Below are 21,757 nucleotides of genomic sequence, written 5' to 3'. Positions count from 1 at the left end.
TTATATATTTTTAGTTAATCATAATCAAGTAATTAATACTTTTTTGTTAAAAAATCATTATCAAATTAGCTTTATTATTAAAAATGTAACAAAAAATAATTACTTTTAATCAGCTATAGCAGCCTATTCCGCCGAAAAGGTTTTCGCGTTTTGTTATGGAATCACCTGCTACCATTTCAACATCATCAATGTAATGAGAAATTTAACCATATTTGGATTAACCCCTTTTGAAAAGCCTGACATCAACCTTATGTATAAATTACATCAGGCAGGTGCAATTCCATTCTTAAGTTTAGGACATCAGTTAACAACAGCTCAAGAGGCGTTGCAACAACTTGATCACCTAGATATACCTGCCTGTGGTATTTACTTTCCAGACGAAAGTTTTACATCACTTCAGATTCCGGGAAAAGTACAATATATTATTCTTCCATCTGTGACCGTGACTAAGCCAGCTTCAGATCTATCCGTTTTTTACCAGGTAAATAGCTTAGAAGAGGCAAAATCTGCCGAAAAATTAGGTGCGGCAGGAATCATCGTAAAAGGCAACGAAGCTGCTGGCCTTGTTGGTTACGAATCAACTTTTGTCTTATTTCAACGTATAATCAAAGAAATTAAAACTCTACCTATATGGGTTCAAGGTGGTATTGGTGTTCATACTGCAGCTGCAGCAATGGCTTTAGGTGCTGCTGGTATTGTATTGGATAGCCAGTTGGCACTATTTCCTGAAAGTAGTATACCTAAAAGCTTAAAAGAGCTTTGTTCAAAACTAAATGGCACAGAAACGAAGATTATTGCAAATCATAGGGTGTTGGTTAGACCAAACTCCCCTGCTTTACCAGAGGAAATTAATGCCGAAAATCTGAAGCAATATTTCAAAGACCTTGATCCTACCCATAGCTATATACCAATGGGACAAGATATTTCATTGGCCATAGATCTATATGAAGATTTCAAAAGTCTAAAGAAATTGATCTTTGGATTCAAGGAGGCTATGTATGGCCATTTGAAACAGGCAAAGACGTTAAATGTCATCAGCAAGGATAATATTATGGCCAAAGAACTTGGTCTACGTTACCCAATTGCACAGGGTCCTATGACGCGTGTCAGTGATGTTCCAGCTTTTGCCAGTGCTGTTTCTGAAGCAGGAGCATTATCTTTTGTCGCACTATCCCTACTAAAAGGAGAGCAAGCAAAAGCTTTGATCATGGAAACTAAAACCCGCGCTGGTGAAAAGCCTTGGGGGGTTGGTATTTTAGGTTTTGCTCCTCAAGAGTTAAGAGATGAGCAATCTGCCCATATACTAGCCGCAAAACCTCCGGTGGTATTAATTGCCGGTGGAAGACCTGCACAAGCAAAAGTCTTTGAAAAAGCGGGCATAAAAACTTTCCTTCATGTGCCTTCGCCAGCACTTTTAGATATCTTCTTAAAGGAAGGGGCTAAAAACTTCATCTTTGAAGGTCGGGAGTGTGGTGGACACGTAGGCCCCCTTTCCAGTATGGTACTTTGGGAAAAACAGATTGAACGTCTTTTAAAGGAAGATCATCCCGAAAACATCAGTGTGTTTTTTGCAGGTGGCATCCATGACGCTCTTTCAACTGCTTTTGTATCGATTATGGCGGCACCACTAGCTGCCAGAGGTGTAAAAATTGGTGTCCTTATGGGTACTGCTTACCTTTATACACAAGAAGCAGTAAGCACGGGGGCTATTCAACAGGAATTTCAGAACCAAGCACTGCACGCAAAAGATACCGTTTTATTAGAAACGGCGCCTGGACATGAAACCCGCTGTCTTAATACTGCTTTTGCTACCCATTTCAATACCGAAAAAGCAAAATTGCTAGCCGCAGGGCTCGATAAAAAACAAGTGTGGGAACAACTTGAAAAATTAAATGTAGGCCGCTTAAGAATTGCAGCTAAAGGTATAGAACGTCAGGGGGACAAGCTTGTCACTATAGCGAAAGATGATCAATTAGACTTGGGTATGTATATGATTGGACAAGTTGCGACGATGCAGAACCAAGCGCTATCACTTACTGAACTTCATGAAAATGTGAGTGCAGCTAATTTTGTTCATATTCAACAAGCCGTTTTACCTGAAGAACCTGCATCACTGGAAAAACCGTTGGATGTTGCTGTTATCGGTATGGAATGTATATTCCCGGGTGCAAAAAACCTTGAAGAATATTGGCGTAATATTATTTTAGGAAAAGACAGTGTAACAGAAGTTCCTGATGAGCGCTGGAATAAAGATCTTTATTATCACCCGGATGTAGATGGTCCTGATGTTTCGCATTCGAAATGGGGCGGTTTCATTCCTAAAATTGATTTCGATCCCTTAGCATTTGGAATTCCACCGCAATCGCTAGCCGCTATTGAACCTACTCAGTTATTAACACTGCTTGTTGCAAAACGTGCTATGGATAATGCTGGATATGCCGACAAAAGCATTGACAGAGAAAACATTTCAGTTATCATTGGTGCCGAAGGCGGTAATGATCTCGCCAATAGTTATAGTTTTAGAGGATACTATAAGCAAGTTTTTGGAGAACTGCATGAAGAAGTAAAAACAGCATTTCCACATACAACGGAAGATTCTTTCCCAGGTATTTTAGCCAATGTAATCGCAGGTCGAATTACAAATCGTCTTGATCTTGGTGGCCGCAATTTCACTGTTGACGCAGCTTGCGCATCCTCATTGGCAGCGGTTGATCTGGCTTGTCAAGAACTGATTTTAGGAAAATCAGACGTTGTGTTAGCAGGTGGTGCCGATTTACATAACGGCATCAACGATTACCTCATGTTTTCAAGTACACACGCACTTTCACGTAAAGGCCGCTGTGCAACATTTGACAGTGATGCCGATGGTATTGCATTAGGTGAAGGTGTTGCTATCTTAGTCTTAAAACGATACGAAGATGCTCTTCGTGATGGTGATCGTATCTATTCTGTGATTAAAGGTGTAGGTGGATCGAGTGACGGTAAAGCATTAGGTCTTACTGCTCCAAGAAAAATTGGTCAAGTACGTGCGCTAGAGCGTGCGTACTCACAAGCAGGTATTAGTCCCGCACGTGTCGGTTTAGTAGAAGCACATGGTACAGGAACCGTAGTCGGTGATAAAACTGAACTAAGTGCCCTCACCAATCTTTTCAGCAAATCGGGAGCACTGCCCGGCCAGACACATTTGGGATCTGTGAAAACTCAAATCGGACATACAAAATGTGCGGCTGGTTTAGCAGGCCTGATCAAGGCTTCCTTAGCCGTATACTATGGCGTAAAACCTCCCACCCTACACCTCAAACAGCCAAATGCATATTATAATGCGCAAACGAGCCCATTTGCATTTTATGCTGAAAGTGGCTTATGGAATGATAAGAATCGTTATGCGGGTATTAGTGCCTTTGGTTTTGGTGGTACAAATTTTCACACAGTCATCGCTAACCATCCTACCGCAGATAAGAACGCTACTTTACAAGCTTGGCCATCAGAGCTTTTTGTCTTTCGAGGAAAATCCTATGAAGAAGCCAAAAATCAACTGAAACAGATCAAATCTGTATTAGATACCAACGATGAACTTCCACTAAAAAATATTGCTTATAGTTTAGCCACAGGCTCGACTGATCCGATTCAATTAAGCATTGTTGCGGATAATGCAGAAGATTTAATGATGAAAATTGAGTTGGTACTCTCAGGTATTGAAAGTAAAGACACGTACATCGTCAATAATAAACCTGGTAAAGTTGCCTTCCTCTTCCCCGGACAAGGTAGTCAGCGCATCAATATGGCGCGCGATTTATTCGTGGTATTTCCAGAAATGCGCCAATTATTGGCCGATCATCCGGAACTAGAACAAGTCGTCTTTCCGTCAGCTACCTTCAATGATAATGATTTAAAGCAACAAAAGGAAACCATTAAAGATACCCGTTTAGCACAACCCCTTTTAGGTATTATAGATCTTGCCATTGCAAAATTCCTGAAGTCATTAGGCATCGTGCCCGATATGCTTGCTGGTCATAGTTACGGTGAACTACCTGCTTTATGTTTTGCCGGTGTATTTGATGAAGAAAAATTAGTTGAATTAAGTTTGAAACGAGCTCAGTCTATTTTAGACGCAGTAGAAAATGGCGATCCAGGTACGATGTTAGCTGTGAATGCTGGAACAGGCCGTCTAAAATCTATTGTTGATCAGGTAGATAATTGCTATCTCGTTAATTTCAATGCACCATCGCAATGTGTAGTAGCAGGAAGTTCCATTGGTATCAATAAACTAATGGAATTATTAAAACAGGAACGGATTTCTGCAAAAAAATTAGAAGTAGCCTGTGCTTTTCACAGTCCACTAGTTGCTAAATCAAAAGAACTATATCACAGCGTCCTAAAAGATGTAGCTTTTCAGGATATGCAAATTCCTGTTTGGTCTAACACATCTGCTACCTTATATCCAATAAATAGTTCGGATATCAAAACCAGATTAACGGATCATTTAGTAGAACCTGTCCGATTTGTGGAAGAAATTCAAGCCATGTATACCGCTGGCGCACGTATATTCATCGAAGTCGGTCCTGGAAAAGTACTAACAGGTTTAACAAAATCCTGTTTAGATAAAGACGAGGTAGCACTTCATGTCGAAGACAGCAGCCGGAATAAATTGACCCATCTGCTAGGTATGCTCGCACAATATCTCAGTACAGGCCGCAACTTTAAAATAAGTCAACTTTTTGAAGGTCGCGACACAACTTTTATTCAAATCGATCAACCCGAAATTTACAAAAAAAATCCTGCTATTTGGCGTGTAAATGGCCAATCTGCCCTACCAACTACGGGAACATTGCCAACCAATGGTGCATTACCAATATTAACTCCTTTACAAATGAACAACTCTGCCAATCAACCGGCCTCTTCGTCTGATAGTCAACTTGCTACCGAACGCATGTTGCAAGAATATCTGAACAGTATGAAGATGCTTATACAGGCACAACGCGATGTGATGCTCACTTTTTTAGGACAAAATCCGGGCATAAATCCCATTCCGCCCCATACTCCTGCCATACCTAACACAATCATCGACTGTTCGGCAACACTTCCTGCTGCACCCATCATACAGCAGTTAACAACAGTAAATCAAGTAAAAACAGCTCCAGCTAAAGACATCAAAACTATATTATTACAGATAGTCAGTGAAAAAACTGGTTATCCACAGGAAATGCTTGGTATGGAAATGGATCTTGAAGCAGATCTAAGTATCGACTCGATCAAAAGAGTTGAGATTATCGGAACACTTCGTACCGAACTTAATCTATTTTCTGATGATCATAGCAATGAAGATACCATAATGGAACAATTAGCAGCGATCAAAACCTTAAGCGGTTTAGTTTCTTGTCTAAAAGAATACACAAGTACAGCAGCGACATCCGAAATCGAAACAGCACCTAATGAGACCATAGATTTAAAAACTCAAGTCCAGGATCAGCTGAGCCTTCAACAGCTCCAAACAGCAATATTGGATATTGTAAGTGAAAAGACGGGATATCCAAAAGAGATGCTCGGGCTTGACTTAGATCTGGAGGCCGACTTAAGTATCGATTCCATTAAACGTATGGAGATCATCAGCGATCTCAAAACCAAAATTGGTTTTGGAGACGATATGGAGCAAGCAGATGATTTGATGGAAAAACTCGCAGCTATCAAAACGTTGAATGGTTTAGCAACTTGGATTAAGGACATCAGTCAAGATGAGCCTGTACCAAGCAGCTTGTCACGCCTAAGCCTTGGATTAGCTCCAGCAGACTTACCATTAACACAAAACATGGACCTTATAAAAGGAAAACGCTTTGCCATTACACAAGATAATAGTGCTCAAGTAGCAGCAATAAAAAGTAATCTGGAGAAATATGGTGCTCATGTAGAATTGATCGACATCAATACCGAAATAGCTGATTTTGATGGACTCATCATGTTACACCTTTTCACATCTACGGTCAAGCATACCATCATTGATTATATTTCGTTAATTCAGAAACTTGATTTTGATAAAGCGAAGTGGGTATATTTAATTTCAGACACTTCATCACATCTTGGTGAAGTTAAAGATGTCAATGTATTGAGACATTATCAGGGTTACGCTGGTTTATTCAAAAGTTTAGCGAGAGAATTTGATCACACGACTTGTCGATTGATTAATTTAAGTACACCGCTAGGGACTGAACAAATTGCAGAGATAGTGCTAAAAGAAATCCTAACAACAGAAAAGCAAGCGGAGGTCATCTATAAGAATGAACAGCGCCACCGGATGGATTTGACACCTTCACCATTTCCGAACAGTCTCGACAAAGCACAGATCCAACTAGATTCAAAATCTGTCGTATTAGTACTTGGTGGCGGACAGGGCATTACTTCCGAACTTGTGAAACACATGGCTGAAGCACACCCTTGTACGTATATTCTGATCGGCCGTTCAGCCGATCCAAGAATCGAATCAGCTGAACTGAAAGAAATGGAAGGTATGACGACCAAGGAGGAAATTAGAAGCTATCTGATTCAAACTGCAAGATTCACTTCTCCTGCTCAAATCGAAAAGGAGACTGTACGAATTTTCAAAAACAATCAAATCCTACGTACGATCCGTCATATGGAGTGTCTTGGAAGCACGGTCGTTTATCAATCCCTAGATCTTTGCGACGAACTAGGACTAAGCGCTTTATTAAATAGTATCTATACGGAATATGGGAAAATAGACGGGGTCATTCATGGTGCCGGTTTATTAGAAGATAAACTTTTCAGACAGAAGACAGCAAGCTCATTCAGCCGTGTTTTTGATACAAAAGTAAAACCATTACGTGTACTTGCAGAACAGTTACGTACTGATTGTCAGTTTGTCGTGTTGTTTTCAAGTATTGCCTCCGTTTACGGTAACAAAGGCCAGACCGATTATGCCGCAGCCAATAGCGTTATGGATGATTATGCGCAAGCATTAAACCAGCGCATCGCTGGTAAAGTGATTTCAATCAACTGGGGTCCATGGAAAGGTGCTGGCATGGTTTCTCAATCTTTAGAAACAGAGTATGAACGTCGTGGTATTTCATTAATTCCTTTAAAAGAAGGAAAAGAAGTTTTTCTGAATGAAATAAATTACGGAACGGAAAATCAAGTGTTGATTATGTCGGGAAACAATTGGTAAACATCGGTATAGAATAATTATGACAAATACAGATGTTGCGATCGTTGGACTATCATGTGTCTTCCCCGGAGCAAAAGATGCAGCTACTTTTTGGCAAAATATTGTCAATAAAGTTGATGCGACGCAAGAAGCTCCAGAAGATCGGATCGACCCCGTTCATTTTAGTAAAAACAGCAATGCAATAGATCGCTTTTATTGTAAGCGAGGTGGTTTTATCCCAGACTATACTTTTGACCCAACTGCCTTCGGTATTTTACCGTTGGCAGTGGAAGGTACTGAGCCTGACCACCTATTAACACTCGATCTCGTACAAAAAGCGTTGGAAGATGCGGGTGTATTCCGTAAACAGGTATCACTTGAGAAAACCGGTATCATCATTGGTAAAGGAAACTATGCTGGCCCAGGTGCGACTCGTGCTATTGAGATCGTACGTACCGGTGAACAGATTTCTTCTTTACTACAAGAGCTACTGCCAGAAGTATCTTCAGCAGACCTAGAAAAAGTCAAACAAGCTTTTCAGGAACGTAAAGGACGCTTTAGTGCCGATACAGCCATGGGATTAATTCCCAATTTGGTCGCTTCTCTAGTTGCCAACCGCTTCAATTTAGGTGGTGTTGCATTTACAGTCGATGCTGCTTGTGCCAGTGCGCTAATTGCTGTTGACCATGCGGTACGGGAACTCCACCGAGGACGATGCAATATGGTTGTCGCCGGTGGTGTACATACAGGTCAAAATGCAGCCTTTTGGAGTATTTTCACACAACTAGGCGCCTTATCCAGACAAGAAAAAATCAGACCTTTCAGTAAAGATGCCGATGGGTTATTGATCGGTGAAGGTTGCGGTTTTGTTGTTTTAAAACGATTAGAAGATGCGATTCAGGATCAAGATAAAATATATGCTGTCATAAAAGGTGTAGGTGTGAGTAGTGATGGTAGTGGCACTAGCGTCATGAGTCCATCTGTCAAAGGTCAGTTAAAAGCTCTTCAACAAGCTTGGAGCAATGCCAATCTCGATGAAAAACAAATCGGATATTTAGAGGCACATGGTACAGGAACACCCCTTGGAGATAAAACAGAACTGCAGACTTTAGCGCAATTTTTCGGAAAGGATGACGATGCTCAAAGCGCTGGTATTGGCTCTGTCAAATCAAACATAGGTCACGCCATGCCTGCTGCAGGTATAGCAGGATTGATCAAAACCTGTTTGGCACTTCATCATGACATTTTACCACCGACACTGTACTGCGAAGATCCAAACGCAGACATGCAGCTCACCCGATTTGCTCCTGTACAGGATGCTAAAAACTGGTCTCAGACTGGTTTGCCTAAAATAGCGGCTGTCAATGCTTTTGGATTTGGTGGTATCAACGCGCATGTCGTGCTTGAAGGCTATGATATGCCGAAAAAAGATCCAGTTCTGCTTCTTGCGAGAAACAGTCAAGAGGAACTTCTTATAGCTTTGCAAAACAACGAGCATACAGTCGGTGAAGGTGACCATCGGATTGCAATCTTCGACCCGACTCCAGAACGAATACAAAAAGCAGTGAAGATTGTCTCTAAAGGCAACCCGTGGCGCAGCAAACAGGATATTTGGTATACCGCAACACCTCTACTAAAAAATGGTGGCAAAATTGCCTTCGTATTCCCAGGCTTAGATGGCCTTGCAAAAGGCGAAGTAGATACTGTGAGCCGTTATTTTGGATTGACAGCACCCATCGAAACTGAGGGTGAAGGATTATTAACAGAAGCATTAGCTATTTTTAATAAGTGTAGCATACTGGATAGCGCTTTAAAAAAATTGGGCATATACCCTGATATGAATGCTGGACATAGTTTGGGCGAATGGCTTGCGGGCTACTCATCCGAATTGGCAGAAGCGAGCTCTGTAACAGCCTTGATCAATGTACTCCATCCATCAACTTTTGAATTAAAAGATTCAAAATTTATTGCGATCGGTACGGGTATTGAACAGATATCACCCATTATTGAGCAGATACCTAATCTCTATATTTCGAATGATAACTGCCCACACCAAGTCATCCTTTGCGGTAGCAATACTGCTCTAGATACTTTGGTGCCTATATTAAAATCGAACCAGATATTTCACCAGATATTGCCCTTCCAGTCAGGTTTTCATACACCATTTGTGGCCGACAAGCTTGATGTGATCTTAGCGGGTATGGATCAGGTTCGTTTCCAAGAGACAAAAATTCCCTTATGGTCAGCAACAACCTTAGCACCCTATCCAAAGGATCAAAATGCAATCAGAAAATTAAGTGCCGAGCATCTTGTACAACCGGTTCGTTTTCGAGAACTGACTAAAAAACTCTATGAAGAGGGCGCACGCTTCTTTATTCAGGTCGGTGCCGGCGGGTTAATCGGTTTTATTGATGACACATTAAAAGGTAAACCATTCAGTACAATTACGTCAAGCGGTCCTACTCGTTCAGCACTGGCCCAGTTACAACGTGTCATCAGTGCTCTTTTTGTTGAAGGTAAGACCGTCGCACTAGATTTTCTAGATTTGCACGCAACCACAACAACAAAGTCAACAGCAAACAGCATAAAACTTCAACTGGGTTTACCGATTATCCGGAACTTTAACGAAGTTAAGTCCTTAGCCAAATCATTTGGAACAGCAGCACCACTACGTGCTACAACTAGCAAAGTTAGTCATCCGCTTGTCCAAGCCTTTCAGGAAAACATAGCAGATATGATCAGTATGCAAGAAGAAGTATTGGCTCTTTTCCAACAGCGTTCTGAGAACAATTTATTGAACAGTACCACTGCTCCCCTAACTCCAGATACAGCGCACTCACCTTCAAGCGTAAGTGTCGTTCATGCACTAGCAAGTACAAGTTTCACTAAACTTTTACAAGTCAGTTTAGACAGCGATCCGTATTTAATCGATCATAGTTTGCTTAGACAGCCTGCTGGTTGGACACCTGTTTCAGATATGGAACCGGTCATTCCGATGACGATGATCTTTGAGCTACTAGCGGAAACAGCACAGGCTGAAATACCAGGAACACAAGTACATAAAATTAAGCATGTGAATGTATTCCAATGGATGAATGTGGCAAAGACATTTGAGAAAACCATAAAAGGTGAATGGCGAGCATCACATCATGCCTATCTAGATATTGAAAATTTTGCGAATGCCGAGGTCCTTTTAAAAAGTTCAGCAATACCAGTACCTGCATTCAATTTATCTATTGGAGATTTGTTACCAATCCATAGAACACCTGAAGAAATCTATGAAAATCATATGTTTCATGGACAAGCCTATCAGGGTATCACAGAAATTATGGCCGTTGGAACCAAAGGTATCATTGGTATGATTAAAGGTAATGGGGGGAAAGGATCATTATTGGACAATGCAGGCCAGTTATTTGGTTTGTGGTTACAGCTCACTTTAACGCAAGATCGGATCGCTTTTCCTGTTAAAATCAGAGAAATTGAATTCTTCGAAGAGATGCTTGACCAAGAAGGTATGTTTGAATGTACCTGTATGCTGACGGAGTTAAATGCAGAATTTGCTATTGGAGAAATCATACTCAAGCGAGATGGAAAAGTATGGTGTGCGATCAGTGGATGGCAAAACCGAAGACTGGAAATTGATGACGCCTTATGGAACGTTTCCATGTCCCCTTCGCATAACCGTTTATCTGAGCAAATAACTCCTGAAGTATTCTATTTCCACCAAGCTTACTCTCGAGTTGCATCTTGGGATTTTGTACTTAAGCGTTATTTCAACCAAACAGAGAAACAACACCACGCGAAGTTGATGCCCAATAAACGAAAAACCTGGATGGTTAGTCGAGTAGCAGTAAAAGATGCTGTTCGTCACCTTTTACTCAAACAAAAAGGAGATGCACACTACCCCATTACTTTTGAAATAAGTACTGATGAAGCAGGTAAACCCTATCTTATTGGTGAGGCTACGGATAACATCCACGTTTCATTAGCCCACAAAGGAAAAGACGCCGTTGCTATTGCACGCTATGATAGACCAGTAGGTATTGATATGGAGATTATAGAAGAACGTAGCGCTGGATTCTATCCACTGGTATTTACCGATGCTGAGCTCCAATTATTAAAAGAGAGAAATCAAGCAGAGTGGACGACCCGCTTTTGGGTAGCCAAAGAAGCCTATGGAAAATTCATCGGTAAAGGACTACAGGGAAATCCCAAAGCATATGCTGTCGAAAAAATTCTTGACGATCACCTGTGGATCAACAATATTGAAATTAAAACTATAAAACATAATAATTATATTATCGGATGGACACTGTAAACCCAACATTAAAAATGAACCACGAAGAGTTATTCACACTTTTAAAAGGTTTTATTACAGAAGTAATAGGTGAAGAATTTGTAGAAGAAATGGATATCACTCCTGAAAGCTCTTTTACAAAAGATCTGGAAATGGACAGTATTGAGATTGTATCATTTTCAGAGAAAATCAAAACATATTTTGGCGATCAAATCGATTTTACAGGATGGTTATCTTCTATGGATCTAGATCAATTGATCAACCTTGACCTCCGCATGATTATCAACTATATCTACGAATGCCAATAATTGACATAAACAACAAAAAAGTTCATATACAAGAGCTAAACAAAGGTGCTAAGCAAACCGTGGTATTGATCCACGGTATGTTTAGCAATCTTTCTGTTTATTATTTTAATATTGCGCCAATCTTGGCGCAGCACTTTCACGTGGTGATGTATGACTTGAAAAGTCATGGAATGAGCGAACGTGTTTTGACCGGCTATGATCTGGATCATATGGCGACGGACCTGTTAGACCTGATGGATCATCTGCAGCTCGAGCAAGTATTCCTAGTTGGTTATAGCTTTGGAGGTCTTATTGCCTTAAAAACCGCTATAATCAGCCCAAGTCGCATACAGAAACTCGTTATCATGGAAGCTCCTGATCCACAAGATGAGAAAGCACGTGATATCATCGAAGAGTACAGTAAGGAATTTCTGGAACACTACGTCGCTAACTTTACCGATACGACTAAAGTCAAAATGGGTAAAAGACAGATGGAAAAAAACCATCGTCAATATGAATTCTTGTTTCAACAAACCAGTATCAAAACAGATATGGTCACGGAGAAGCATTTTCTAGAAGACATTCGTCATGCGCAATTGCCCATGCCGTCCCTATTGCTGTATGGAGCTGATTCAAATTGCAGACCAACTGGCGAATGGCTAAAAGAGCAGATCAATCATGCATCACTTAAGTTAATACCGGGTGATCATAACATTCCTATACAAGAACCTACTCGTATAGCAGAAACCATCGTTCATTTTTTCACCAACATCTTTATCAAAAATTATGGCTAAATATGTATTCGTTGTTCCACCTTTAACAGGCCATGTCAATCCAACCTTAAGTATCGGTGCCGAATTACTGCATAGAGGGCATGAAGTTGCATGGATCAGCCTCGATAAAAACCTGATTTCCAAGCTTCCAGAAGGCGGACAACTACTACTCATTCAATATGATCAAACGGATGATGAAAAACAGGCAAGTGAACAATACCTGGACATCATTTCCCGAAAGGTCGTTTATGGTATCGATAGTATCAAGTTTTTATACGAAGACGTTCTCATCCCCCTAAATAGACACTGCTATAACGGTATCATTACCTTATTAAAAGCATTCCAACCAGATTTGATCATTTCAGACCAGCAATTATTTGCAGGTCCAATTGCGGCAAAAACACTTGGAATCCCATATTGTACCACTGTTACAGCTCCAGCAGCTATTAAAATCATGAATGAACTGCCAAAAGTTCACGAATGGGAAGTCAATCAAATCGTGGCATTACAGCAAGAATTAGGAATTCTTGACGCGCATTCATTGGCCTGTTCTGATTTAATGACGCTTGTTTTGACATCCAAAGATTTCTTTGGTGAAATGGAACTAACTTCAAATTATCAATTTACGGGTCCTGTTTTGACAACGCGCCGAACATCAAGTCAATTTGATTGGGATACATTTCATAAAGATACCAATAGAAAGATCTTGGTCAGTATTGGTACAACTTTCGATCATGACCATAAAAAAGCATTTTTTCAAAAAATAATTGATGCATTCCAAGACGAACAAATTATGGCAGTAGTCGTATCAGATCCTAAGCTTTTTGACCAATGGCCAGATAATTTCATCGTCTATGAGCAAGTACCGCAATTGGAGCTCTTACCACATTTAGATGCTGTTGTTTGTCATGGTGGTCACAATACAGTTTCCGAAACATTAATTCATGGCTTACCACTAGTTGTTATCCCGATTGCATACGACCAATCGCATGTAGCTGGTCGTGTCGTACGTACAGGTGCTGGTGAACGTTTAAATTTTAACAGATTTAAATCGCATCACTTAAAAGATGCCGTTTACACCATCTTGGATGATCCAAGTTATCGCAAAGCTGCTCAATCCGTTGGTCAATCATTTATTGATGCTGGTGGCACTTCCACAGCTGCAGACTTATTAGAACAAACAATCACGACCATAACAGCTAAATCCATGATAAAATCTAAATTTTTATTTGTTATCCCTCCGTTTTTTGGACATATCAGCCCGACATTGAGCGTAGGAGCAAGTCTTATTGCCCGTGGCCACGAAGTCAAATGGTTTGGTATTACCCCATTGGACAGCAAACATATTCCAGAAGGAGGATCTTATTATTATCCTGAAGAAGAACTTATTCCGCATCAGAATGAAATTAAACGTATTCTAAAAAGACAGGATGACGGCCCAGCCTGTTCAGGTCCTGAAGTCATGAAACTAGCATTAGAGGAAACATATGTTCCATTTGCCAAAATGATGATGCCAGGATTAACGCGTCTAACGCAAAACTGGCAACCTGATGTCATCATCAATGACTGTATTACTTTTGGAGGAGCACTTTTTGCGCACAAACACAATATTCCTTGCGTTACGACTACTCCTGTCCCTCCGGATGTAATGGGTGATACCGAAAAGAGCGCACCCAAAATATTCGAATGGCAGCAAAATCTGATCAAAGGACTCCAAAAAGAAGTGGGCATTTATGATGAAGGAATTTTTATTCATTCGCATAAATTAAATATGGTATTTACCTCACAGGCTTTTGCCGGTTTTGATACCGTTCCACCGCACATGAAATTTGTCGGTCCAGTAAAAGGACGTCCCAACGATGCACCTTTTGATTGGGAAAAGTTAAATGCATCTACCACACCAAAAATATTTGTATCATTAGGTACCCTGTTGGTCGATATTCGAAAAGCCTTCTTTGAAAAAATCATTGCAGCCTTTGCCGATCAACCAGTCACTATTGTAGCAGCTACTCCACCCGAAATTTTTGACGAATGGCCTTCCAATTTTATCGTAAGCAGTTTTGTACCCCAATCAGCATTAATGCCACACATGGATATGGTTATCTGTCATGGTGGTTTCAATACGGTTAATGATACTTTCCGCAATGGATTGCCGATGTTAATTACTCCGATTGCCTATGATCATTTTCATATCGCAAAATTAATTGAACAAGCAGGTTGTGGTATCAGTATCCGATACAAACGATTACGAGTAGAAGCACTACGTGAAACCGTTTTTGAATTATTGGAAAATCCTAAATACAGAGATGCTGCTAAAGAAGTGTTAAACACCTTTACCGCTGCTGGCGGGAATGACAAAGCGGTAGCATTGTTAGAAAATTTTGCAGAAAAAGAACAAGCAACATTAGCGACAGTATAAGGTATGAAAAGAAAATTGTTATTTGGAGAACGTATGCTTTTGGGTGATGGAACAGAACCCTTCAATGCGGTTATTCCATTTAGACTAAAAGGATCGTTTGACGAAGCAGCCATTCAACATGCTTTATTTAGAATTCAAGAAAAACATCCTTGGCTAAAAGCACTTATTAGTCATGATCAAAAACAAATACCTTGGTTTGAAGTACCCCAAAAGGATATTCCAATACCAATACGCGTAATAACCAGAAAAACAGATGATGATTGGTTACATGAATCAAAAAAAGAATGGAATACATCATTTGATGGTCATAAACTGCCCCTGATAAGATTCATCTGGATAAAAGGACAAGAAGTTTCCGATATGCTGTTGGTTTTTCACCACTGTATATGTGATGGTGGTTCTGCTATGTCCTTGTTGCGCGAATTTCTAGTCGTACTGGACAACCCTACTGTGGATATTGGTATAGAGAAGCCCATATTTGGTATTCAGGACGTCGTTCCTCAAAACTTACTTGCTAGTCGTAAACAAAAGTTCAAAGCCAAGTTCATCGGCCGTTTGGCCGCTACTGCTATTAAATTTATTCCTATTGGCAAAAGAACAGTCGAACGTAAAGAAGACTACCTGATTCACTGGAAATTTGACAAAGAATTAAGCAGACAAATCATCACCCATTGCAAATCAAAAGGTTTCACAGTCAACACATTCCTATGTGCGATCTTACTTCAAGCATTTTCAAAAGTAAGAGGAAAGGCAGCTTTCAACAAAGTCTCCTGTCCTGTGGATATTAGAAGATTTGCCCCACAGATAAAGGACGATCATCTTTTTGCATTTGGACTCATGATAGTATTATCCTCGAATAAAAAGATAAGTTTCGAAGACAATCTACATTTCATGCAAGAAAGCGTAGACCGCAAAACCACTAAGCTCAATCCCTACATCACCATGATGGTTATGGAATCAGCACATGATGCTTTAGATAATTTCACCAAGTTATTAAAAAATGGAAAATCATCGAATGATTGTATGTTTTCAAATTTAGGTCGCATTCAAATTCCACATGAGTATAAATCCTTTACATTGGACACTATTTTCAGTCCAACTGTCATCGGTCCATTGGGAAATACGACTACACTTGTAACATCCACCTTTAGAGACGAAATGGATTTTTCCTTTGTTGCAAGCGAAGGATATTTACCACATGCAGAAGCATTAGCTATGCGAGATGAAATAAACCAAACGATCCAACTACAACTAGATTCTTTGATAACAGCATGATAAAGAGAAAATTATTGATGGTAGAGAGGATCATGTATGTGGACTCTACTACACCTTTAAATGCTGTTTTTACAGCAAAAATCAAAGGAGAATTATCAGAAGCACAGATACATACCGCCTTAGTTAAAATACAAAAAAAGCATGCATTACTAAGAGCAACAATAGATAATAGCAACGAGAAGCAACCACTCTTTGTTGAACAGAAAAATATTGACTCCATCCCACTTCGTATCATTGAACGAAAAACGGATCAGGATTGGCTTACCGAATCGGAAAAAGAATGGTATCGTTTATTTGTAGAAAAAAACAAACCATTAGCACAACTAGTTTGGCTCAAAAGCGACTGCGTATCCGAGATTCTTTGGGTCATGCCCCACTGCATCTGTGATGGCACAACAATCGCCAACTTAATGCGCGAGTTTCTTTGTTTACTGGATGACCCATCGTTATCATTAGAAACGTACAAGCCCTACCAGTCTATCCATGAATTCCTGCCTGTGGAATACAGCAGTAAAAACAAAAAGTTCAAATCAGAATTCTATTTAGGGTTAGCGCGATTATTTTTTCTAATAAAACGATGCAGCAAAAAAAAAGCTTCGGACGCCAATTATGCCCTACACTGGAAATTAGATCTGCAAACTACCAATCAAATCATTAAAAAATGTAAAACGAATGGTATCTCGGTACATACTTTTATTTGCGCCGTCTTTATGCAGGCATTTCAACAAATACAAGGGAAGAGTGCCAAGGGCAAAGTAATTAGCCCTGTTGATATCCGTCACTTTATACCAGAAATCAAAGAAGACCATGTATTTGCATTTGCACCTACAGTCGAACTCACGTTGAAATCAGGAAGTCTATTAGAAAATGCAAAAAGAATCAAACAAGACCTCCTGCATAAAATAAACAAAATGAACGTAAGAGAACTTCTTTGGGTAGGCGAACAAATGCACCCCATTGTCCAGAAAATGATAGCCATACTGCGATCAGCTCCAGGTGGTCATGATATAACCCTGTCCAATATGGGTAAACTCAATATACCAGATAACTTCAAAAATTTTGAACTTGAAACACTATATAGTCCTACAGTTGCGTTTCCTTGGCTCAACCCGAACACACTGGTTATAAGCACTTTTAAGAACCAAATGGATTTCATATTGATGTCTAATGCCGATTTTCTAACTAAAGATCAAGCTATTGCAATTAAAGATCAAGCGACGCAATTATTAAACGAGCCTTTATGAAATTTAAATTTCCCACCCCTCGTCCTAAAAAAATAGCGAAAACAACGCTTAGCCGCTTTTTAAGAAAACGTATGATCTATTATGTTGTTCCCAACATCCTGTTCAATACCCTCGTGGCTTATGCTAGTTTTCAGGAAATTGGATTTACACATTTTTTTGAAGGACCGCAAAGTCTTGCACGTCTAACGTTGCCTATGGCCATATTTCTACCGCTGATTCTAACAGTCGATATCATCAAAAGAGTAGCAGTGGCCGCAGATCAAGGTGCCATTGAATACCGTATTGCTGACGAATTGAATAAAAATAAGTTTATGGCTAGGTTAGGTATTCTACACGCCGTAGTAACGGGTCTCTTGATTTTAAGTTTCTTACTCTTTGCACAGTTCAGCTTATCAAAATATTACAAATTAGATCCGCTAGCAATGGCAATTCTAGATGGTGTCCTTGCGGGTATATTATCCGTTCTGTTCACTTATTTACCTATTTGGAAACTAAAAAAACATTTTTATAAGCCCGAACCGGACATAAAAGTGAGTTCAAATGAGCAGGACTCTATTTTACAGTAAAAATCAAGAACATATACAACACTTATCATGTATCTGTTATACTAAGTAGAATTTATCGACAATTGACTTAATTAAAAAGCGCAAAGGGTGTTGCGCTTTTTATTCCAAAATCTAATTTATTTCGCTATAGCGATTGTCTCTATTATCCAGATTTTCATTGATTTTCTTTAATCTTCGACCAATAAGGCTTAATACTACATGCATGACCCCTACCGTTATTAATCCTATCCCCATCCAGATACCAATGGTAATACCTGCTATTAAGGGGTTCCAAAGCAACAAGAATGAAAACAAAACTCCCAAGATACCGGTAAACAAGATCCAGCCCCAATTACCAATTCCAGCACGTTTGATCTCAAATGCATTAGCTATCGTAGCAATAGATCTAAATAATAACCAAACTCCAATAAATACCGATAACATCAATGCTGTCAATCCCGTATTGGCAATAAGCAATACACCAATAAACAAATTCAGCATACCACCAACCAAATGCCAACCCCAATTATCACTGTTCTTACGGTTCGATAATGCATAAAACAATTCAAATACGCCACTGATCAAAATCCCGACACTTAAAAATATACTCAAAGCCAGAAAAGAGCTAAAAGGTGCAGCCGCTGCATAGACACCCACTATAATATACAATATGCCAGCAATTAAAGGTAAATACCAGAATTTTAAAACCTTTTGAACAATACTTTTCTCCATAATTCGTGTGTTTTTAAATGTTAAATATAAATTGGAAGATCATTACTTGTAGATCTACACTGACTATTTACATTAGATTTAGTTATTTTGTTTAATGATTTAAAAAAAACTTTTTAAAAAAAAGTTCAAATACTAAAAATTTTATTTTCATATCTCAAACGAATAAATACTCAATTAACCTTAAAAACCTTTTTTCCATATTGAAGATTTTCATATAACTAGATTCCTTAAATAATAAATTTATACATTTATTCTCACAAGAGAGAATAAATGCAAGTTAATAAACCCCAGTTATTCAAAAAATGGAAAATGAAATTATCGCTTGAAGTGGTTTTATATGTCAATAAGTCTCTATTTAATATATTGATACCCCATTAAAAAAGGACTACTAACTATTTTTAGGTAATGAAACGGCAAATACTGAACCTTTATTTAACTTACTTTCTACCCGAATAGTTCCTTCATTCAATCGGATAAATTCAGCACAAAGAATTAACCCAAGACCAAACCCCCTTTCTCCTATCGTCCCTTTTGTAGATAACTGAGAGGAGGTAAACAACATATTTATTCGGCGGTCATCCATTCCCATTCCCTCATCTTTAATAAAAATATCAATCATGTTGCCTTTAACATCGGCAAAAACCTTTACACGTCCGCAAACCTCACTAAATTTGATCGCATTGCTCAATAAGTTTCTTAAGATAACAGCCGTCTGATCATAATCAGCAAAAAGACTCATGGACTCAGGAATATTTATATCAACCGTAAGTTGTTTTTGTCGTACAAGGAAATCAAAAAAATGGAATAATTCCAGCACTAAAGGCCGAAGTAAAAAAGTAACTTTTATAGTTTGAATTCCCTGCATCCCCCGCACACTCCATCGTAATAAATTGTCCATAACCGAGCCCAATTGGGAGACTTGATCTTTCAAAAGACCGATAGTTTCGATTCTTTCATTATGCGTCAGCAAATCCTCATGAAACATCTGCAGTAAATTTTCAAGTGTTACCATAGGACTGCGAATATCATGTGCCAAAATTGAAAACATCTTTTCTTTATCCTTATTTAAAGAAAATAAGGCTTGACGCTGTTTTTCAATTTCTTGCTGATAGGTACCCTGGATACTTTTAAAGAAACTCACCACACCGACTATCAATAGAATCCCTACAATCATATTAGCATAAGCCTGTTCTGGAGGAACGGGAGATCCCAGTAAAGGTGGTTGAGGAAATAAAATCACGGCCCCACATGCTATAAAAATTAAAAAACATAAAGAAAACCTGATCCATTTGTTATCAATCATCAAGCTGGTCGTGATCAGCAATGCCACCAGAAAGTATTCGCCACCGTTATGAAAATACAATCCAGCCACAGTATAGATAATTAATCTTGAGATCACCATTACTAGTCGTGCACTCAGATACTTTCGATACTTATTTAATATAAGCACTGTTGTCGCATCGCAAACATTCAATAAATTTAGAAAAGAAAGAAAATAACGTTCATTACCGAAATTAACAATAGCATAACTAAGCATACAGCACATTCCTATCCAATTTAAGATATTGATCAGCTTAGTATACTGAGATTCAACATAAGACATTTCAGGGTCAACCCCTACATTACTAAGCCGATATAGGATATTCTTTACATATACAGATAACGTATTGGCCATTAATTTTTGATGGTTAATTTGGATATTAAATCTAGTACAATTTTCTATTTAGGTACTTTCCTGCTTTATTAAAATAGATATGAAATACTCCCCCATTACAAGAGAACTTCATTATCCGAATTCATTCAAATAGAACATCTACTAAACTAATGAAATACTTTCCGGGTATGATCTCTTCATTTGAATGGAGAAAGTAAACGAGATTCAGAATTTACGAAACAAAACTAGTAAAATTTATAAGGTCTTTCCAACTTTTTATAACTGAACTAAAATTCGACAAAAACACTTCGTATTAAGAGATAAAGAGAGCTAGTCCTATTTCAATGGCCTATGAGAGGAACCTAAAAAATGAGAAACACAAATAAACAAAAAGCACAACGTGAAGTTGCGCTTTTTGTTCTTAAACCTAATTTCAAATCCATTGGCAATTAAGGTAAATTAACCAAAAGATTGTTATGCATAAAATCTATTTAAATATGCGGCATATAACACAGATCATAATGACCATATAATCATTTTTTAAAAAAATTATTTAAAATGATTATGATAATTTAGTCCAACATTTTAATTTTCATATCTTTATATTCGATTTTCATCGGTGGTCCCACATGAACCTGTACACCGATCAACCCTTTTTGCTTCCGATGCAACTCATCATTATCAACAACTTCAGAAATCAATTTTCCATTGATATAATGGGATAACTTATTGCCCTTTGCAACAATTTCAATTTCATTCCAATCGCCCACTTTAACCGCATCCGCCAATTCTTTAGCAGTCGCCAAAGTATCTCGCACGATCAGGGTACTCCAGGCATTTCCTTTCGAAGCGCCAGATTCACCTGCAGTTGGATTCGGTATCTCTGTTTGCTGTCCACGATAAGCTAGCGTAGTACGATTACGTTCCTCATAATTCTGACCTGTATAATGATGTTGGCCATCAATATCAGCCTGATACCCCTTCAGTGCATAGGGTAATTCCGTAAAACGTTCACTACGATAATTGATACCACTATTGCCATCAGCAGAAATTCGGAATTGGGATTTTAGTACAAAATCCCCCGGTTCACCACCTTTCCAGATTAAAAAAGTATTATTCTTTAAAGGTTCTGCATCAGCTTTAATTTCACCAATCAATATACCACTCTCCATACGCCAATAGCTACTGTCTCCCTCCCATCCTTTCAATGTATTAGAATCAAGCATTGCGACAAACCCTTCTTGTACTGAACTATCAAGAACGGTATGCTGCCCCTGATCATGTTTCGTATTTCCGGCATTGCAGGCCAGCATCAAAAGCGAAGCTGTAGCAGTCAGATATCCATATTTTATCATCTTGTTCATTGTTATGAGCT

11 protein-coding genes are annotated in these 21,757 nt (G+C 39.0%); 8 read left to right on the top strand and 3 right to left on the bottom strand.

Annotated elements, in window-relative coordinates; all coding sequences use genetic code 11:
• The first annotated feature begins 193 nt into the window (after window positions 1-193).
• The 8 genes from M2265_RS21010 to M2265_RS20975 are packed head-to-tail and all read left to right on the top strand — an operon-like array spanning window position 194 to window position 18,017.
• A complete protein-coding gene (locus M2265_RS21010) occupies window positions 194-7,177 on the top strand; it encodes a type I polyketide synthase (protein WP_132770896.1) in 6,984 nt (2,327 codons plus the stop codon).
• Window positions 7,178-7,196: 19 nt separating this feature from the next.
• Window positions 7,197-11,474 (top strand): type I polyketide synthase, encoded by a 4,278-nt coding sequence (locus M2265_RS21005; RefSeq protein WP_132770897.1) that lies wholly within the window; start codon window positions 7,197-7,199, stop codon window positions 11,472-11,474.
• Complete coding sequence (locus M2265_RS21000) at window positions 11,462-11,761, top strand: acyl carrier protein (RefSeq protein WP_033564928.1); 300 nt, start codon at window positions 11,462-11,464, stop codon at window positions 11,759-11,761. Before M2265_RS21005 ends, M2265_RS21000 begins: the two co-directional genes overlap by 13 nt.
• A complete protein-coding gene (locus M2265_RS20995) occupies window positions 11,752-12,534 on the top strand; it encodes an alpha/beta fold hydrolase (RefSeq protein WP_132770898.1) in 783 nt (260 codons plus the stop codon). Before M2265_RS21000 ends, M2265_RS20995 begins: the two co-directional genes overlap by 10 nt.
• Entirely contained in the window at window positions 12,527-14,932 is a 2,406-nt protein-coding gene (locus M2265_RS20990; protein WP_132770899.1) for a glycosyltransferase, read from the top strand. Before M2265_RS20995 ends, M2265_RS20990 begins: the two co-directional genes overlap by 8 nt.
• Window positions 14,933-14,935: 3 nt before the next feature.
• Window positions 14,936-16,207 (top strand): condensation domain-containing protein, encoded by a 1,272-nt coding sequence (locus M2265_RS20985; protein WP_132770900.1) that lies wholly within the window; start codon window positions 14,936-14,938, stop codon window positions 16,205-16,207.
• A complete protein-coding gene (locus M2265_RS20980) occupies window positions 16,204-17,451 on the top strand; it encodes a condensation domain-containing protein (protein ID WP_132770901.1) in 1,248 nt (415 codons plus the stop codon). Before M2265_RS20985 ends, M2265_RS20980 begins: the two co-directional genes overlap by 4 nt.
• Window positions 17,448-18,017: a hypothetical protein gene (locus M2265_RS20975; protein WP_132770902.1), complete on the top strand. Its 570-nt coding sequence runs from the start codon at window positions 17,448-17,450 to the stop codon at window positions 18,015-18,017. The genes M2265_RS20980 and M2265_RS20975 overlap by 4 nt, the downstream gene beginning before the upstream one ends.
• 111 nt (window positions 18,018-18,128) lie before the next feature.
• Here the strand turns inward: M2265_RS20975 and M2265_RS20970 are convergent, their stop codons facing one another.
• The 3 genes from M2265_RS20970 to M2265_RS20960 form a co-directional block, all read right to left on the bottom strand.
• On the bottom strand, window positions 18,129-18,728 hold the full coding sequence (locus tag M2265_RS20970; protein ID WP_132770903.1) for an HdeD family acid-resistance protein: 600 nt from the start codon (window positions 18,726-18,728) through the stop codon (window positions 18,129-18,131).
• Between the two features lie 388 nt (window positions 18,729-19,116).
• Window positions 19,117-20,403, bottom strand: coding sequence for a sensor histidine kinase (locus M2265_RS20965; RefSeq protein WP_132770904.1), 1,287 nt, complete (start codon window positions 20,401-20,403; stop codon window positions 19,117-19,119).
• A gap of 551 nt (window positions 20,404-20,954) precedes the next feature.
• Window positions 20,955-21,746: a DUF1080 domain-containing protein gene (locus M2265_RS20960; protein WP_132770905.1), complete on the bottom strand. Its 792-nt coding sequence runs from the start codon at window positions 21,744-21,746 to the stop codon at window positions 20,955-20,957.
• Window positions 21,747-21,757: the final 11 nt, after the last annotated feature.

Origin of the sequence: Sphingobacterium kitahiroshimense (genome assembly GCF_025961315.1) — a bacterium.
Classification (GTDB): domain Bacteria; phylum Bacteroidota; class Bacteroidia; order Sphingobacteriales; family Sphingobacteriaceae; genus Sphingobacterium; species Sphingobacterium anhuiense.
The sequence above is the reverse complement of the archived record's forward strand: the minus strand, read 5'-3'. Positions and strand labels throughout refer to the sequence as shown.

Coding starts and splice junctions, on each gene's coding strand:
- M2265_RS20980 (WP_132770901.1), top strand. CDS start 16,204: ATGATAAAGAGAAAATTATTGATGGTAGAGAGGATCATGTATGTGGAC.
- M2265_RS20990 (WP_132770899.1), top strand. CDS start 12,527: ATGGCTAAATATGTATTCGTTGTTCCACCTTTAACAGGCCATGTCAAT.
- M2265_RS20970 (WP_132770903.1), bottom strand. CDS start 18,728: ATGGAGAAAAGTATTGTTCAAAAGGTTTTAAAATTCTGGTATTTACCT.
- M2265_RS21000 (WP_033564928.1), top strand. CDS start 11,462: ATGGACACTGTAAACCCAACATTAAAAATGAACCACGAAGAGTTATTC.
- M2265_RS21010 (WP_132770896.1), top strand. CDS start 194: ATGAGAAATTTAACCATATTTGGATTAACCCCTTTTGAAAAGCCTGAC.
- M2265_RS20975 (WP_132770902.1), top strand. CDS start 17,448: ATGAAATTTAAATTTCCCACCCCTCGTCCTAAAAAAATAGCGAAAACA.
- M2265_RS20995 (WP_132770898.1), top strand. CDS start 11,752: ATGCCAATAATTGACATAAACAACAAAAAAGTTCATATACAAGAGCTA.
- M2265_RS20985 (WP_132770900.1), top strand. CDS start 14,936: ATGAAAAGAAAATTGTTATTTGGAGAACGTATGCTTTTGGGTGATGGA.
- M2265_RS20960 (WP_132770905.1), bottom strand. CDS start 21,746: ATGAACAAGATGATAAAATATGGATATCTGACTGCTACAGCTTCGCTT.
- M2265_RS21005 (WP_132770897.1), top strand. CDS start 7,197: ATGACAAATACAGATGTTGCGATCGTTGGACTATCATGTGTCTTCCCC.
- M2265_RS20965 (WP_132770904.1), bottom strand. CDS start 20,403: ATGGCCAATACGTTATCTGTATATGTAAAGAATATCCTATATCGGCTT.